15 protein-coding genes and 1 pseudogene are annotated in these 16,203 nt (G+C 72.4%); 7 read left to right on the top strand and 9 right to left on the bottom strand.

Translation table 11 applies throughout. The annotated features are described in order from the left end of the window. The first annotated feature begins 70 nt into the window (after window positions 1-70). Together ACZ7P3_RS17325 and ACZ7P3_RS17320 are read left to right on the top strand one after the other, a co-directional pair. The gene (locus tag ACZ7P3_RS17325) at window positions 71-715 is read left to right on the top strand and encodes a DUF899 domain-containing protein (RefSeq protein WP_472082428.1); all 645 of its coding nucleotides are present in this window, start codon (window positions 71-73) and stop codon (window positions 713-715) included. 212 nt (window positions 716-927) lie between these two features. Beyond that, complete coding sequence (locus ACZ7P3_RS17320) at window positions 928-1,104, top strand: hypothetical protein (RefSeq protein ID WP_472082426.1); 177 nt, start codon at window positions 928-930, stop codon at window positions 1,102-1,104. A gap of 6 nt (window positions 1,105-1,110) precedes the next feature. Here the strand turns inward: ACZ7P3_RS17320 and ACZ7P3_RS17315 are convergent, their stop codons facing one another. The 3 genes and pseudogenes from ACZ7P3_RS17315 to ACZ7P3_RS17305 all read right to left on the bottom strand — a co-directional run. Then, window positions 1,111-3,075: an ABC transporter ATP-binding protein gene (locus ACZ7P3_RS17315; protein WP_472082424.1), complete on the bottom strand. Its 1,965-nt coding sequence runs from the start codon at window positions 3,073-3,075 to the stop codon at window positions 1,111-1,113. A gap of 249 nt (window positions 3,076-3,324) precedes the next feature. Beyond that, the gene (locus tag ACZ7P3_RS17310) at window positions 3,325-3,753 is read right to left on the bottom strand and encodes a hypothetical protein (RefSeq protein ID WP_472082422.1); all 429 of its coding nucleotides are present in this window, start codon (window positions 3,751-3,753) and stop codon (window positions 3,325-3,327) included. 251 nt (window positions 3,754-4,004) lie between these two features. Beyond that, a pseudogene (locus ACZ7P3_RS17305) lies at window positions 4,005-4,673 on the bottom strand (ATP-binding protein); the annotation flags it as partial. Between the two features lie 193 nt (window positions 4,674-4,866). Here ACZ7P3_RS17305 and ACZ7P3_RS17300 point away from each other — a divergent pair. Next, window positions 4,867-5,727, top strand: a complete 861-nt coding sequence (locus ACZ7P3_RS17300; protein WP_472082420.1) for a helix-turn-helix domain-containing protein — start codon at window positions 4,867-4,869, stop codon at window positions 5,725-5,727. Next, window positions 5,728-5,982 (top strand): DUF397 domain-containing protein, encoded by a 255-nt coding sequence (locus ACZ7P3_RS17295; protein WP_362680254.1) that lies wholly within the window; start codon window positions 5,728-5,730, stop codon window positions 5,980-5,982. Between the two features lie 178 nt (window positions 5,983-6,160). Here ACZ7P3_RS17295 and pdxR read toward each other — a convergent pair whose 3' ends face one another. After that, window positions 6,161-7,690 (bottom strand): MocR-like pyridoxine biosynthesis transcription factor PdxR, encoded by a 1,530-nt coding sequence (pdxR, locus tag ACZ7P3_RS17290; RefSeq protein ID WP_472082418.1) that lies wholly within the window; start codon window positions 7,688-7,690, stop codon window positions 6,161-6,163. A gap of 47 nt (window positions 7,691-7,737) precedes the next feature. Between pdxR and ACZ7P3_RS17285 the strand changes: the two genes are divergently transcribed. Beyond that, the gene (locus tag ACZ7P3_RS17285) at window positions 7,738-8,289 is read left to right on the top strand and encodes a carboxymuconolactone decarboxylase family protein (protein ID WP_472082416.1); all 552 of its coding nucleotides are present in this window, start codon (window positions 7,738-7,740) and stop codon (window positions 8,287-8,289) included. 153 nt (window positions 8,290-8,442) lie between these two features. Here the strand turns inward: ACZ7P3_RS17285 and ACZ7P3_RS17280 are convergent, their stop codons facing one another. After that, window positions 8,443-9,930 carry a glutamate synthase subunit beta gene (locus tag ACZ7P3_RS17280; RefSeq protein WP_472082414.1) on the bottom strand — a complete coding sequence of 496 codons (1,488 nt, stop codon included), beginning with the start codon at window positions 9,928-9,930 and terminating at the stop codon, window positions 8,443-8,445. Between the two features lie 370 nt (window positions 9,931-10,300). Further along, entirely contained in the window at window positions 10,301-10,993 is a 693-nt protein-coding gene (locus tag ACZ7P3_RS17275) for a DUF2293 domain-containing protein (protein ID WP_472082412.1), read from the bottom strand. A gap of 469 nt (window positions 10,994-11,462) precedes the next feature. Here ACZ7P3_RS17275 and ACZ7P3_RS17270 point away from each other — a divergent pair, with 469 nt between their 5' ends. Continuing rightward, window positions 11,463-12,104, top strand: coding sequence for a nucleoside/nucleotide kinase family protein (locus ACZ7P3_RS17270; protein WP_472082410.1), 642 nt, complete (start codon window positions 11,463-11,465; stop codon window positions 12,102-12,104). Between the two features lie 32 nt (window positions 12,105-12,136). Here ACZ7P3_RS17270 and ACZ7P3_RS17265 read toward each other — a convergent pair whose 3' ends face one another. Next, on the bottom strand, window positions 12,137-13,264 hold the full coding sequence (locus ACZ7P3_RS17265) for a magnesium and cobalt transport protein CorA (RefSeq protein ID WP_472082408.1): 1,128 nt from the start codon (window positions 13,262-13,264) through the stop codon (window positions 12,137-12,139). Between the two features lie 248 nt (window positions 13,265-13,512). Between ACZ7P3_RS17265 and ACZ7P3_RS17260 the strand changes: the two genes are divergently transcribed. Then, window positions 13,513-14,307: a methyltransferase domain-containing protein gene (locus tag ACZ7P3_RS17260; RefSeq protein ID WP_472082406.1), complete on the top strand. Its 795-nt coding sequence runs from the start codon at window positions 13,513-13,515 to the stop codon at window positions 14,305-14,307. On the opposite strand, the gene ACZ7P3_RS17255 is transcribed toward ACZ7P3_RS17260, so the two are convergent. After that, a complete protein-coding gene (locus ACZ7P3_RS17255; protein WP_472082404.1) occupies window positions 14,304-15,284 on the bottom strand; it encodes a carbohydrate kinase family protein in 981 nt (326 codons plus the stop codon). The genes ACZ7P3_RS17260 and ACZ7P3_RS17255 overlap by 4 nt on opposite strands. Beyond that, on the bottom strand, window positions 15,281-16,189 hold the full coding sequence (locus ACZ7P3_RS17250; RefSeq protein WP_472082402.1) for a pseudouridine-5'-phosphate glycosidase: 909 nt from the start codon (window positions 16,187-16,189) through the stop codon (window positions 15,281-15,283). The genes ACZ7P3_RS17255 and ACZ7P3_RS17250 overlap by 4 nt, the downstream gene beginning before the upstream one ends. Window positions 16,190-16,203: the final 14 nt, after the last annotated feature.

The raw sequence follows: 16,203 nt of genomic DNA, 5'->3' as shown, positions 1-16,203 counted from the left end.
CCGCGCGCAGCGATGAGTTCCGTATCCAACGACGGTCACCACCCCGAACCGACCGTCGACAGGAGGGCCCATGTCGCTTCCGGAGATCGTCTCGCGCGAGCAGTGGTGCGCGGCGCGCGAGGAGTTGCTGCGCAAGGAGGAGGCGGTCAGCAGGGCGCGGGACGTACTGAGCGCCGAGCGGCGGCGGCTGCCGATGGTCGAGGTCGACCCGGAGTACGTCTTCGAGGGCGGCGACGGCAAGGCCACCCTGCTGGACCTCTTCGAGGACCGGGTCCAGCTCGTCGTCCACCACTTCATGTTCGCACCGCACTGGGAGACGGGCTGTCCGTGCTGCGCGGCCTTTCTCGACCAGGTCGGACACCTCGCCCATCTGCGGGCCCGGAACACCTCGTTCGCGGCCGTGTCCCGGGCGCCGTTCACCCGGATCCTGCCGTTCAAGGCGCGGATGGGCTGGACGGTGCCGTGGTACTCGTCCTGCCACAGCGACTTCAACCGCGACTTCGAGGCCACCGTGGAGCGGGACGGGGAACCGGTCGAGCGGCCGGGCCTCAGCTGCTTCCTGCGGGAGCGCGACCGGGTCTTCCACACCTACTCGGTCCACGACGACGGCCTGGACGGCCTCGGAGCCACCGCCGGCCTGCTCGACCTGACCGCGCTCGGCCGCAGCCCGCAGGGCAGCGACCGGCTCCGGTATCACGACGAGTACGACGACTGACGCGGCATCGGCACGGACGGCTGACGCGCATCGGCACGGAAGACTGAGGCGTATCGACGCATACGCCTACGCCACGCACACGCACAGGTGCGAGGACGGCGACCGAAGCGGCGAACGCGTGTCAGCAATGTCTCAGTCCCGTCACCGGGCGAGCCGTTTCCCTGATCCAGAGCGTTGTCTTCCACAAGCACGACGTTTTCTGGAGGTGCGAGATGGTGAACGGGCGAACCGTGCTCGAGTGCTTTCCCGCCGGTGGCCCGCGCGGATCGTGGCCCGCGGAGGAGTTCGCGCACGCGCGACGACTCGAAGGACTGCCCGCCGAGGTCGTCATGGATCTCGCCACGGACAGGTTCCTGGTGATCGTGCGGGGCGGCGACGGCGCGGAATGAGGCGGCTCAGGCCGGCTTCGGGGCCGGGACCTTCGCCGTGAACTGCTCGGCCTGGAGCGTGTACAGCTCCGCGTAGACACCGCCCCTGGCCAGGAGTTCGTCCGGGGTACCGGACTCCACCAGCCGTCCGTGTTCCAGTACGTGCACCAGGTCGGCGTGGCGGACCGAGGCCAGCCGGTGGGTGATCAGGACCACGGTCTGACCGCTGCCTGCCAGCGCCCGGATCCTCTCGAACACCTCCAGCTCGGCCCGTGCGTCCAGTGCCGCGGTCGGCTCGTCCACGATCAGGATGCGTCCGCGCCGGTAGGCGGCCCGGGCGATGCCGAGGCGCTGCCACTGGCCGCCGGACAGCTCATGCCCTCCGCTGAAGTGACGGGCCAGCAGAGTGTCGAGGCCGCGCGGCAGGTCCGCGACCACCTCCTCGGCCCCCGCCTCGGCGACCGACGCGGCCAGGCGCTCCTCGGTCAGGGGTGCCGACGAGCGGCCGACGGCCACGTTCACCCGGGCGGTGAAGGGCCAGCGCTTGAAGTCCTGGGCCACCATCGCGATGCGCTCGGCGAGCAGCCGCCGGTCGGCGCTCGCCGTGTCGGCGCCGTCCCACAGGATCCGGCCCCGATCCGGGGTGTACAGGCCCGCGAGCAGCTTGACCAGGGTGGTCTTGCCCGAGCCGTTCTCGCCGACGAGCGCGATGATCCGGCCGAGAGGGAGGGAGAGCGTCACGTCGTCGAGGGCGGGCCGGGTCGACTCACCCGGATAGCTGAACGTGACGTTCTCGAAGCGGACCTCCGCAGGGTCCTCGGGCAGCGCCAGGCCGCCCGCCGGGATCGCCCGTTCGGCCGCCTCGGTGTACAGCCGCTGCAGATCGCCCACGAACAGGGCCTCCTCGTGCAGCTGGTTGATCTCCAGCACCAGCGTGTCCAGACTCGCCGAGCCGGTCCGGATCGTGATCACCGCGGTTCCCGCCACCGACAGGGCCATGGCGCCGGCCAGCAGGAGCACGCCGAGCGTGGCGTACGTCGCGAGGGTCGCAAGACCCGTCCAGGCGGCCGCGATCAGGCCGGTTCGGGCGGCCAGCCCGGACAGCCTGGCCTGTTCCGCCTCCGCGGTCTCCGACATGGACCGGAAGTGCCGCAGCAGGAACGGGCCGACGCCGTGCACCCGGATCTCCGGGGCGGCGGCCGGCTCGGTCAGCAGGCTGCCGATCAGATGGCCGGCGCGGGCGTGCTGCACCCACGTGTGGAACGACTCGTAACGGCGGCGCGCGTTGGTCAGGGCGCCCCAGGCGCTGGGCAGGGTCATCGTGACCAGCAGTGGCAGCAGCGCCGGGTGCAGCGCGGTCAGCACGCCGGCGGCCGCGATCAGGGAGATCACCGCGTTGATCACCCGGGCGCCGTACGTGATCATGCGGCGGGCGGACTGGGCGCCGTACTGGGCGGTGTCCAGCAGCTTGTGGAAGGCGTGATCCTCGATCGCGGCCAGCTCCACGTTCGCCGCCCGCTCCAGGTACAGCTCGGTCGCCACCCGCTCCACCTTGGGCTCCAGCCGTCCGGTGGCATAGGTCGAGGCGGCCCGCAGCAGGGCTCCGACCAGCATGACGGCGGCCATGACGGCCAGGGCGGGTGCGGCATCGCGCAGCCGCTGCCCGATGCCGGGCCCGGCGAGCAGTTTCCCCAGCGCGCTGTTCACGGCCAGCAGGCTCACCGCCTGGGCGGCACCCCGGCCCACCTCGGCGGTCAGCACGATGCGCGCGGCCCGCGGGTCCGCCTTCCGGGCCAGCCGGAGGCTGGACGCCAGCATGCCGGGCAATCTGACCAGCATCGCCCGGAAGCTCAGCTCCAGAAAGGCGTCCGCATGCTCGTTCCAGCCCATGTCGTACCGCAGCGGCCCGCCGAACAGCAGCCGCTCCGACGCCGAGACCTCAGGCTCGCCCGCCTCGCGTCCCTTCCCCACCGCACACCCTCCCCGGGCCATGACCGAACGGCCACTATCCCGGGCGGTGCGGTGGAGGGGCAGGGCGCGAGAGGGGGTATTGAGGGGCGCGAAGGGGGTGCGGCGTCCGTCGAAGATTGCTGTGGCCCACCCCACCTCACGGGTGAGACCGGCGCAGCACGGGTGTGAGACAGGCGCAGCGGCGGGTGTGAGGCAGACGCAGCACGGGCGAGACAGGCGCAGTGGCGGGTGTGAGGCAGGCGCAGTACCGGGTGCGAGACAGGCGCAGCGTCACGCAGGGACGGCGTTGGACCAGTCCGGTGCGGTGCCCGTCACCCGGCACAGGGCAAGGTACAGCGGGATCGGCGGGGTGTAGGGGACCGTGCCTTCGGGGCGGTGGATCAGGCGGGCGGTGGTGGGAACCAGAGCGCCGGGGGCGTAGTGGGAGGGGGCCGGCCAGGGGAGGGCGTAGTCGGAGTCCGACGGCACGATCCACCACCAGTGCGCGCCGTCGGCGTACACGCATCCCACCCGCGGCAGCCGCGGCAGGATCAGCGGTCCGAGGCGGTCGGGCACGGCTACGGAGTCACAGCCGAGCGGCGCCGTCATGCCCTCGGGGACCGGCAGCCGGCGGACCGTGTCCGACGTGTGCCGGCGGCGTCCCAGGTGGACCAGGGTGTCCAGGCCGAACGGCCGGGCGGAATCGCCGACGCCGCTCACGGCCGCTCCCCTGTGCGGTGCTGTTGTGCAGGTCCCGCCCCGTGCCGGGCCTGCCCGTAGCGCTGCTCCACCGGTCCCGTCGCGTTCCGGGCCTGCTCGCGGCGCTGCTCCACCAGTCCCGCCGTCCCGTTCCGGGCCTGCCCAGGGCGGTGTGACTCCGGTCCCGTCCCGTTCCGGGCCTGCTCGCGGCGCTGCTCCACCAGTCCCGTTCCGTACCGGGCCTGTCCGTGGCGCTGTGGCTCCGCTTCCGTTCCGTACCGGGCCTGTCCATGGCGCTGTGGCTCGGCTTCCGTCCCGTGCCGGGCCTGTGCTTCCTCCTCCTCGCCCGGACCGGGCGTGGGGCCCGGTTTGGAGCGGGCGCCCCAGCCCAGGTCGTTGCGCAGCTCGACGGTGCCCTGGGCGGCGTCGGTCTGGCGGGCCAGCTCGGCCCAGACCAGCAGTCCCGGGCCGTGCTCATGGGCTCCCCAGGCCCGGCACAGCGCATCGACGAGGAGCAACCCCCTCCCGTGCTCCTCGTCGGGGCGCTGCGGGGACGGGTGGGGCTCTCCGGGGGCACAGCCCTCGTCGTGCACGGCTATGCGCACCATGTCGTCGTGGTCGTGCAGCTCACAGACGACGCGACTGCTCGCGGTGTGCACGATCGCGTTGGTGACCAGCTCGGAGATGACCAGAGCCGCGGTGTCGCAGGTGTCCGCGCACACCGACCAGCCGGTCAGCCGGGCGCGCGTCAGACGTCTCGCCTGAGCGGGGGAACCCGGATGTGCGGCCAGCTCGAAGCGGAACCGGCGCTCGGCAACGCCCCCATGAGGGGCTGTTCCCGTAGCGGCACCGAGACCGGGACGGTCTGCGGCGGCGTCTGTTCCTAAGGGCGCGGACGGAATCACGCTTGCCACTATCTCCCCGCCGCGAACACTTGGCAAGTGTCACTCTGAAAAATGCAGAGTGCAGTGTGACTCGGTCAAAGGCCGTGGCACACTGCTCGCAACAGCACCTCGAGCGGCGCCAATTGGGACAGTCGGTGATCCGGCCGGATCTTCGAATACGTCTTCGAACGGCGCCGCAGGGCTGTCGGGATTCTTTTGCCGGAGCGGATTCTTATGTCGGAGGTGGAGCGTGAGCGAACCGCGGTCCGCGCCGACCGTGGGCCAGGTGGTCCTCGGCCGGCGCCTGCTGGACCTGCGGGAACGCGCCGGGCTCAAGCGTGAGGAGGCTGCCCGTGTGCTCCGCGTCGCCCCCGCCACCGTCCGCCGCATGGAGATGGCCGAGGTCGCCCTCAAGATCCCCTATGTGCAACTGCTGCTGAAGGCCTACGGGGTTCCCGAGGACGAGGCCGGCGTCTTCGTCCAACTGGCCGAGGAGGCCAACAAGCCCGGCTGGTGGCAGCGGTTCCACGACATCCTGCCGGGCTGGTTCTCCATGTACGTCAGCCTGGAGGGCGCGGCCGGCCTCATCCGCTCCTACGAACCGCACTTCGTCCCCGGCCTGCTCCAGACCGAGGACTACGCGCGCGGAGTGCTGAAGTCGGGTGCCATCGGCCAGACGAGCCCCGACGACATCGAGCGCCATGTCGCCCTGCGCATGCAGCGCCAGGAACTGCTCACCCGTCCCGATGCCCCCCGTTTCTGGGCGGTGATGGACGAGACCGCCCTGCGGCGCCCGGTCGGCGGCCCCGAGGTGATGCGCGCGCAGATCGACCGGTTGCTCGAGGCCACGAAGCTGCCCCATGTGACGCTCCAGGTCGCCCCGTTCGCCAACGGGCCGCACCCGGGGACGTACGGACCGTTCGTGCTCTTCCGGTTCGCCATGGCGGAACTGCCGGACATGGTCTACAGCGAATACCTGACCGGCGCCGTCTACCTGGACGCGCGCTCCGAAGTGGCGACCCATCTGGAGGTCATGGACCGTATGGCGGCGCAGGCCGCTACGGCACAACGCACGAAGGAGATCCTCCAGGATCTCCGCAAGGAGCTGTGAATGGATCGCATCGAGCCGCGCGGCCGTGTCTACAACGGCATGCCCGCGCGGGAGTTGGGCAGCGAGGGCTGGCACAAGCCCTGGAGCGGCGGCAACGGCGGCAACTGCCTGGAGGCGATGAAGCTGGCCGACGGCCGGATCGCCGTACGTCAGTCGACCGATCCGGACGGACCGGCGCTGATCTACACCACCGACGAGATGACCGCCTTCATCGAGGGCGCCAAGGCGGGGGAGGCCGATTTCCTGCTCTCCTGAAGTGCCGGTGCCCGGTGTTGCCCACTCGCGTTTCCTGCCGTGATGCCGACTTGCTTGAGTACTTGTTCATTCATTGCGCCGGCCGCCTGCAGCGGGGGAGGGGCCCAGCCGCCGGCGACCACGGCCACCGCAGCGCGTGCGCACGTCGCCGCCGCCGGCCCCGGTCCGGTCTCTGACCTCACGCAGGCGGGAGCACCCCGCACAGCGCCTCCAGAGCCGCTCCGTAAGCGTGTTCCGGGGGTGTCGCATACCCGACCACCAGACCGTCGGGGGCCGGCATCTCCGTAGCCGGGTGCCGGAAGGCGGCGAGCCCGTCCAGGGCGACCCCCTGCCAGGCGGCCGCTTTCACCGCGGACCGTTCGGTGCCTGACGGCAGCCTGAGCACCGCGTGCAGCCCGGCCGCGATGCCGGTCACCTCGACGTGCGGTGCGTGCGCGGCGAGCGCCGCTGTCAGCCGGTCACGCCGACGCCGGTAGAGCTGCCGCATGCGCCGCACATGACGGTCGTAGGACCCGGAGACCACGAAGTCCGCGAGAGCGAGCTGGTCCAGCACGCTCGCCCACCCCTCGCGCTCGCCCTTGGCCGCGAGTACGGGTCCGACATACCGCTCGGGCAGCACCATCCAGCCCAGCCGCAGCGCCGGGGACAGACTCTTGCTGACCGAGCCGATGTGGATCACCCGCTCCGGGTCCAGGCCCTGGAGCGCGCCGACGGGTCTGCGGTCGTACCGGAACTCGCCGTCGTAGTCGTCCTCCAGGACCACCGTCCCCCGCGCGCGTGCCCAGTCGATCACCGCCGCCCGGCGCTCCGGGTGCAGCGGGCCTCCGGTCGGGAACTGGTGCGCGGGCGTGAGCAGCACGGCCCGCTCCCGCCCCAGCCCGTCCACCCGGGCCCCGTGCTCGTCCAGCGGTAGCGGTACGGTCCGCACGCCCGCCGCGGCGAGCAGCCCCCGGTGGAAGTCCAGCCCGTACGCCTCCACGGCCAGCGGACCGCGCAGCACACCCCCGCCGCCCTGTCCGAACAGCAGCCGCAGCGCGTGCGCGAAGCCGGAGCAGACCACGATCCGGTCCGGCTCGGTCCGCACCCCCCGCGCGCGTGCCAGGTACTCCGTGAGTGCCTCCCGCAGCTCCCGGCGCCCGGCGGGAGCACCCGGCCCGAACGCCTCGCTGGGTGCCGACTGCAGGGCTCTGCGGTACGCCGCCGACCAGGCCGCCCGCGGAAAGGCCGATGTGTCCGGCGTGCCCTGCCGCAGGTCGTGCCGTGGTCCACGCGCGCGTGGCGGTGCCATTCCGGACGCCCGCTCCGCTCCGGATGTCCGCTCTGCTCCGGACACTCGCTCTGCTCCGGACACTCGCTCCGCTCCGGACACTCGCTCCGCTCCGGACGCCCGCTCCGCTCCGGCCGCTCGCTTCGCAGGGGGCAGCGGCTCGGCGCGGTCGGCGACCCGCGTCCCGGAGCCCTGCCGCGCGGTCAGCCAGCCCTCCGCGACCAGCTCCGCGTACGCGTCCGCGACGGTGTTGCGGGCCACTCCCAGGTCGGCGGCGAGCGAACGGTACGGCGGCAGCCGGGTGCCGGGCGCCAGCCGCCCGCTGCGCACGGCCTCGCGCAGCGCCCGGATCAGCGCCGCCCGCCGCCCACCGGGCCCCGACAGTTCGAGGTGCAGGTCGGCACCGATGCGCTCCGCAGAATTGACCCATGATTCCGGCACGAAAATGAACCCTACAGCCGGTCTTTCGAACTCGTAGGTTGGAGCACATGACGACGAAGAACACGATCGACACCGCGACCGCCGCCACGTTCACCACCCTCCCCGCCGCCGGCACCGACGCCGCGATCGCCGGGGCCGGCACGGCCCGCACCCGCCTGGACTTCGGGAAGACGGCCCCGAAGGCCTTCCGTGCCCTGATCGGCTTCGACGCCGCCGCACGCGAAGGCCTCGACCCGGCCCTCGTCGAGCTGATCCAGATCCGCGCCTCGCACCTCAACCACTGCGCCTACTGCCTCCACATGCACACCAACGACGCCCGCAAGGCGGGCGAGAGCGAGGACCGGCTGCACATGGTCGCGGTCTGGCGCGAGGCCCGGCACTTCTTCACCCCGAAGGAGCAGGCCGCACTCGCCCTGACCGAGGCGATCACCCTGGTCGCCGACGCGGGCGTCCCCGACGCGGCCTACGAGGAGGCGGCCGCCCACTTCGAGGAGTCGGAACTGGCCCACGTGCTCGCCCTGATCCTCGCGATCAACACATGGAACCGCGTGGCCCTCGCGACCGGGAAGGTGGCGGGCACGGACGAGCGCCGCCGCTGAGCCGCCGCCGCTGGGTCTTCGGGTCGGCGGGCGAAGGCTCATCGGTTCCGCGCCGATGTCCCGACTCCTGGCGACTCCATACGCCCCCTGGAGACTCCTTACGACCCCGGGGACCGCTGACGACGCCCGTCGGCTTCTCTCGGCTCCCGTCGGTCACACGGCCATCGGGCGGTCGTACGGCGAGATCGGCGCCGGCAGCCGTGAACTCCCTGTCAGGTAGTGGTCCACGGCTGCCGCCACCGCCCGCCCCTCCGCGATCGCCCAGACGATGAGCGACTGACCGCGGGCCGCGTCCCCGGCGGCGAACACGCCGACGACGTTGGTCGCGAAGCCGCCGTCGCGGGCGATCGTGCCGCGCGGCTCCATCATCAGCCCCAGCTGATCCACGAGCCCGTCCTCCCGGTCGGGCCCGGAGAAGCCGAGTGCGAGCAGTACCAGGTCGGCGGGCAGCGTCCGCTCCGTGCCCAGCACCGGCTGCCGCCGCTCGTCGACCTCGACCAGGTGCAGGGACCGCACATGCCCATCGTCGTCCCCGGTGAAGTGGAGCGTGGACGCCGCGAACAGCCGCGCGTCCGCGTCCGCCGCCGGGGCCGTCCGCAGGTCCCGTGCCTCCTCGTGCGCGGCGGACAGCCGGTAGATCTTCGGGTACGTCGGCCACGGCTCGGTGTCCTCGTCGCGCCCGGCACCGGGCTGTGCGTAGATGTCCAGCTGGGTGACGGACGCGGCCCCCTCGCGCACCGCGGTGCCCAGACAGTCGGCCCCGGTGTCCCCGCCGCCCACGATCACCACATGCCGGCCGGCCGCGGACAGCGGTGAGACCTCCAGATCCCCCTCACACACCCGGTTGGCCAGCGGAAGGTACTTCATCGCCTGGTGTATACCGTCCAACTCCCGGCCCGGCACCGGAAGTTCCCGCCACGCCGTCGCACCCGTGGCCAGTATCACCGCGTCGTAGCGCGCCCGCAGATCCGCCGCCGGAACGTCCCGCCCGACCGCCGTCGACGTGCGGAACTTGGTCCCCTCGGCCCGCATCTGCTCCAGCCGTCGTTCCAGATGCCGTTTCTCCATCTTGAACGCGGGGATGCCGTAGCGCATCAGCCCACCGAGCCGGTCGTCCTTCTCGTACACGGCGACGGTGTGCCCCGCCCGGGTGAGCTGTTGCGCCGCGGCGAGCCCGGTCGGCCCCGAGCCGATCACCGCGACGGTCTTCCCGGAGAGCCGATCGGGCGGTCGCGGCGGGGTGAAACCTTCCTCCCAGGCCCGGTCCGCGATCGCGCACTCGACGTTCTTGATGGTGACGGCCGGCTGGTTGATCGCGAGCACGCAACCGGCTTCACAGGGCGCCGGACACAGCCTTCCGGTGAACTCGGGGAAGTTGTTCGTCGCGTGCAGCCGGTCGCTCGCCGCCCGCCAGTCCTCACGGGAGACCAGGTCGTTCCACTCCGGGATCAGATTGCCCAGCGGGCAGGCGTCGTGGCAGAAGGGAACGCCGCAGTCCATGCAGCGGTCCGCCTGCTTGCTGATGATGGGCAGCAGCGCCCCCGGGACGTAGACCTCGTCCCAGTCCCGGACCCGTTCCTCGACGGGCCTCCGCGCCCACTCCTGGCGCGGCGTGGTCATGAACCCCTTGGGATCGGCCATGGTCGTCTTCCTCGCGTACGGGTACCGGGAGGTACTGGCTGTACGACGGGCCGTGCCTCATCGGGCGGCACTCTTTCGGCCACGATACGTCGCCGCCGACACCCGCGCAGAGGGGCGGACAGCGCTTTCCGAAGAGCGCTCTCCTCAGAACGGAGCTTGCCGCCCCCTGCCGGAGTCGTGTGGTGCCGGGGCGTGCGGTGCTGTGGCCTCGGGGCGTCGGGGGCGTGCGGTGCTGTGGCCTCGGGGCGCCGGAGTCCTGCGGTGCCGGAGTCCTGCGGTGCCGTAGTCGCGGCGTGCCGGAGTCCTGCCGAGCCGTGGAGCTCGGGACCGGAGGCGCCGTACCTGCGCGGTCTTCCGCCGGCGTCCGCGCTCAGCCGACGTCGGCCGTCTCGCCCCACGCTCGCAGTACGCTCTCCACCGTCCCCGCTATCCGCCGCCGTGCCTCGTACCTCGGCACCCCCCTCATCAGCAGCTGGTCGTACGGCGTGTCGACATGCCGTACCGCCGCGACGACCGCGGAGATCACCGCCCCCTCCGACAGCGCCCGCCCGGCCGCGCTGCGCCCGACCCGCCCGCTGCCCCGCACGGACGCGTGCGCCGCGATGGCCCGGGCCCGCTCGTGCGGACATCCGGGGTAGAGCCTGAGGATCTCCGCCGCGAACGCCGCCGCGAACCGCTCGTCCTCCGCCGCCCTGCGCCGCGCGTCCCGCGCCCTTCGCCGACGCCTGGCCTCGGCGTCCGCCAGACACCGCGCCTCCGCCCGGGCCAACGCCGGTTCCTCCACGAGCACGCCCTGGCGTTCGTACCGGCTCCTGCGCCGGTTGAACCGCACCACCACCACCGACAGGGTGCTCTCCTCCCGTGCCCTGCGGGTGAGCGCCGTGTCACCGCGCGGCAGGAACACCAGATGCGCCAGGTCGGTGCAGACGAGGCAGCGCGGTGCCCCGTCCTCGAGCATGAGCAGCGACAGCGGTCCACGCCGGCACCCGGCACAGCGCTTGCTCCGCAGAGGCTGCACGACGACAAGTCCGCCAGGAAGGAGGGGAGTTGCGTAACGCGCCATACGCGGTTCTTTCCCCGTCACGGCCCCCGGCTCCCACGCCGGCCCACTCAGCCTTTTCGCCGGTCTGTCTCTCCGCTCCCGCCCCTTGCTCTCCCCTTTGATCTGCTCCTTGTCCGTCTCCTTGTCCTTGTCCGTCTCCTTGTCCTTCTCCTTCTTTCCTCCGCGTCCGCCCGGTTTCCTCCGCGTCCGCCCGCCGATGTTGAGCACCGGCGCCCGCGCGCGGTGCCGCACCGGCGTGGCGATCTCGTCCGTCGCTGCCACCGCCACTACCGGCGCCGCCACCGCGGTCTCTTGGGCGCCGCTCGGCCCTGGTACCCCCCTCGCTGTCCTGTTCGTGGCCCGCCGGGCCCAGGGACACCACCCCTGACCACGGTCCATGCCCGGCGTCGCCGTCCGGAGTCCGGTCGGCCGTCGTTCCCGTGCCGCGGCAGGGCCCTCCTGCGGTGGCCCACCGACCCCACCCGGCATCATGGGCGTTGTGCGACTGGAAGCGATCACCTGGGACCGGCTCGCCGAGCTGCTGGCCGACCGGCTGCTCGAACTGAAGCCGGCCGACGGGAGTGCCTGGCCCCGCGTCGGCTTCGACGGGGCGCCGGCCGCCGGCCCGGGCGACCTCGCCGAACGTGTCGCCGAAGCGCTGCGCGTGCGGGGCAGGCCCTCGCTGGTCGTCGACGCCGAGGGCTTCCTGCGCCCCGCCTCGCTCCGGCTGGAGCACGGGCGCCGGGACGCGGAGTCGTACTACAGCGGCTGGTTCGACACGGGCGCCCTGTGGCGCGAGGTCTTCGGCCCGCTCGACCCGGGAGGGAACGGCCGTGTCCTGCCCGATCTGTGGGACCCGGCGACCGATCGCGCCACCCGCAGCCCGTACGTCCTACTCCCGCCCGGCGGAGTCCTGTTGCTCCACGGCCCCCTCCTCCTGCGCCACTGGTTCCCCCTCGATCTCACCGTCCATGTCTTCCTCTCCCCGGGCGCCCTGCGCCGCCGCACCCCGGAGGCCGACCACTGGACGCTGCCCGCCTTCGAGCGCTACGAGGCCGAGACCGATCCGGCCGCCGTGGCCGACGTCCTCGTACGCGCCGACGACCCGCGGCACCCCGCCTGGAACGGCTGATCCGACGGATCCCTGCTTCCCGGCGTGCGCGGTCAGAGCCAGCCGTTGCGCCGGAAGCCCCGGTACAGCGCGAGGCAGCCCGCCGCCATGACGCCCATGACGAGCGGATAGCCGAACCGCCAGTGCAGCTCCGGCATGTGGTCGAAGTTCATGCCGTAGACCCCGCACACCATCGTCGGCACGGCGATCACCGCCGCCCAGGCCGTGATCTTCCGCATGTCCTCGTTCTGCGCGACCGTCACCTGGGCGAGGTGTGCCTGCAGGATGGAGTTGAGCAGTTCGTCGAACGCGGCTATCTGCTCCTTGGCCCGCATCAGATGGTCGAGCACGTCCCTGAAGTAGGCCTGGATCTCCGGGTCGACCACGCGTATCGGCCGGGTGGCCAGGTCCTCAACCGGGCGGCCGAGGGGCACCACCGCCCGCTTCAGTTCGAGGAGTTCACGCTTCATCTGGTAGATGCGCCCGGGGTCGGCCCGCGCGCCGTTCTCCGAGAAAACGTCCGCCTCGACCTGGTCGATGTCGGCCTGCACCGCGTCCGTGACGTTCAGATAGTCGTCCACGACGTGGTCGGCGATCGCGTGCAGCACCGCCGCCGGCCCCTTGGCGAGCTGCTGCGGGTCCGCCTCCAGCTCCTCGCGCAGCGGACCCAGTGAGCCGTGCCGCCCGTGCCGTACCGTGATGACGAAGTCCTCGCCGATGAACACCATGATCTCGCCGGTGTTGACCACCTCGCTCGTCGCCGTCAGCTGTTCGTGCTCGACGTAGCAGACGGTCTTGAACACCGCGAAGAGCGTCTCCCCGTACCGCTCCAGTTTGGGACGCTGGTGGGCCTCCACCGCGTCCTCCACCGCCAGCGGGTGCAGGTCGAACAGCTCGGCGATGCCGGCGAACTCACGGCCCGTCGGCTCGTGCAGTCCCAGCCAGACGAACCCCTCGCCGCTCTTGCGCACCTTCTCCACGGCATCCACGAGGTCGGCGCACTCCGGCACCCGGACGCCGTCCTGGTAGGTCACGCAGTTCACGACCGAGGAACCCAGCGGCGACCGGGCGGGGTGGCTCAGGTCCACGCGCGGCCGCCGCCGGGCCAGCCGCGCCACCTTGCGCAGGCCGCCGACCCTGCCCAGCCCCGTGACCTTCCGCAGATTCCCTGCCATGGACATCTGGATCTCCTCGCGTGGATCGCCTCGCGCAGCGCTTCCGCGCCTTGACCGGCAAGTGTGCCAGCCGGGTGCAAAGCGCGGGTAAGCCTGTGGGAACAGCCTGTTCCGCTTTGTTCCTGCCTGTGGACGACGAGCCGGGCGCTCAGGACGACCGGGACGACCAGGACGACCAGGACGACCGGGATGACCGGGATGACCGGGATGACCGGGACAACTGGGATGACCGGGACCACTGGGATGATCGCCGTATGACGCAATCGGACGGGTATCTCCTGGACAACCGGCAGACCGAGGCGGGACAGCGCTTCGACGCCTTCGCCTCTCTCTTCGATCCGACGACGTTCCGGCATCTCGAAGCGCTCGGGATCGGGCCGGGCCGGAAGTGCTGGGAGGTCGGGGCCGGTGGAACCTCGGTCGTGTCCTGGCTCGCCGAGAAGGTCGGCCCCACGGGCAGGGTCGTCGCCACCGACCTCGACACCTCGATCCTCGCCGGCGTGGCCCGTCCCGCGGTCGAGGTGCGCGTCCACGACGTGGGCACGCAGGAGCCGCCCGGGGAGGGCTTCGACCTGGTGCACGCCCGGCTGGTCCTCGTCCATGTCCCGGACCGTGCAAAGGCCCTGCAATCCATGATCAAGGCGCTGCGGCCCGGCGGACGGCTGCTGATCGAGGACGCCGACCCGGCCCTCCAGCCCCTGCTCTGCCCCGATGAGTACGGCCCCGAGCAGCAGCTCGCCAACCGGCTGCGGCACGGCTTCCGCAAGCTGCTCGCCGACCGCGGCGCCGACCTGTCGTACGGCCGCAAGCTCCCGCGTCTGCTCCGCGAGGCCGGGTTGCAGGAGGTGGAGGCCGACGCCTACTTCCCCGTGACCTCGCCCGCCTGCACCGCCCTGGAGTCCGCCACGGTCCGGCAGATCCGCGGCCGGCTCGTCACCGCGGGCCTCGCCACCGACGAGGACATCGACCGCCACCTGGCCAACGTGGAAGCGGGCGCCATGGACCTCGTCACCGCACCGATGATCTCGGCCTGGGGCCGCAAGGCCTAGAGGGCCGCATCCGGGCGGCGGGCCCGGCCCCGCACCCGGTCGTGGCCCGGCGCCCGGCTGTCGCTCTCCCGGTGCGGAGGTCTGCCGCCCACCCGTTCCACCGCCCGGGCACCGGCCCCGCACCCCCGTGCCGCCGCCTCCTCCGGATCCGCACCGGCAAGCAGGGCGGCGAGGAACGCACCGGTGAACGCGTCACCGGCGCCCGTCGTGTCGACAGGCGTCGCCGGTGTGGCCGGAACCCGGGCGACGACGGCCCCGGAACGGGCCACCAGCGCCCCGTCCGCACCCGACTTGGCCACCACCAGCGGGACCAGCCGGCTCAACTTGGCCGCCGCGTCCGCCCAGTCGGGCAGACCCGTCAGCAGGCACGCCTCGTCCCGGCTGGGCAGCAGCGCGTCCAGTCCGTCCGCGAACGCCAGGAACCGGTCCACCCCGAGCGTCACGAGGAAGCCCGCCGACGCCGGATCCAGGCTGACCGGCACGCCCCGGGCGCGTGCCGCCGCGAGGGCCACCTCGGCGAGCGCCCGGCTCGGCTCCGAGAACAGCAGGTAGCCCGACAGATGCAGCCGTGCGACCCCGTCGAGCAGCGCGTCCGACCAGTCGGCGGGTTCGAGCCGCAGGGACGCCCCGCTGTCGGTGAGAAACGTCCGCTCGGCCGCCGCGCCCGCGTCGACGAGGCAGATCACCGTCCCGGTGGCCGCCTGCGGGTCGACCACCAGCCGGGGCCGCACCCCGGCCGCCAGCAGCTCCCGCTCGTGCCACTCCACGGCGTCCGCACCCACCCGGCCCAGCAGCCGTACCTGCGCACAGCCCGCGTGAGCCGCCCAACAGGCCACGTTGGCACCCGCACCGCCCGGCAGGGCCCGGATCGAGGCGGCCGTGTCGGTGCCGGCCGCCAGCGGCCCCCGGTGCCGGGCGACGACGTCCGTGACGACGTCCCCGACGACCAGCAGCGCCCCGCCCCGGCCGGAGGTCACCCCCGGGTCCACGCCGTCGCGATCCGCGCCGCCAGCCGCACATTGCCGCGCACCGCGGCCAGATTGGCGCTCAGCGAGGCGCCGTCCGTGTGCCGGACCAGGTGGTCGAGGAGGAACGGCGTGACCGCCTGGCCGGTGATCCCCTGCTCCTCCAGGGCCCGCAGTGCGTCGCCGAGCACGCGCGCGTGCAGTCCGGGATCGAGCTGCTCCTCCTGCGGTACGGGGTTGGCGACGATCAGCGCCGATGCCGCGGCGCCGAGCGCGTCCTGCGCCCGCATGACGTCCGCGACCTGCTCCGGGCTCTGCAGCGTCCAGTCGACCGGGTGTCCGGAGTCGGACAGATAGAAGCCGGGGAACCGGTCGGTGCGGTATCCGGCGACTGACACGCCCAACGTCTCCAGCCGCTGCAGGGTCGCCGGAACGTCCAGGATCGACTTCACGCCCGCGCACACCACCGTGATCCGCGTCCGTGCCAGCAGGCCCAGGTCGGCGGACTCGTCCTGCGTCACCGTCCACTCCCGGTGCACACCGCCCAGCCCGCCCGTGGCGAAGATCCTGATGCCGGCCAGCGCCGCCAGCTGCGCCGTCGCCGACACCGTGGTCGCCCCGCTCACCCCCGCCGCCACGGCCGGCGGCAGGTCACGGTGGCCCAGCTTGCGGATGCCGTCCTCGTTCGCGACCCGCTCCAGCTGTTCCTTGTCCAGGCCGATCAGCGGGTGCCCGTCCAGTACGGCGATGGTCGCGGGCACCGCGCCCTCCTGCCGCACCGCGTCCTCCAGCTCCAGCGCCACCTGCAGATTCCGCGGACGCGGCAGCCCGTGCGCGATGATCGTGGACTCCAGGGCCACCACCGGCCGCCGCGCGTCGATCGCTGCCCGGACTTCTTCCGACACCACCAGCACCACGTGCCCGCCTCCTG

It is taken from the genome of Streptomyces sp. NPDC107581 (genome assembly GCF_055657175.1).
The sequence above is the reverse complement of the archived record's forward strand: the minus strand, read 5'-3'. Positions and strand labels throughout refer to the sequence as shown.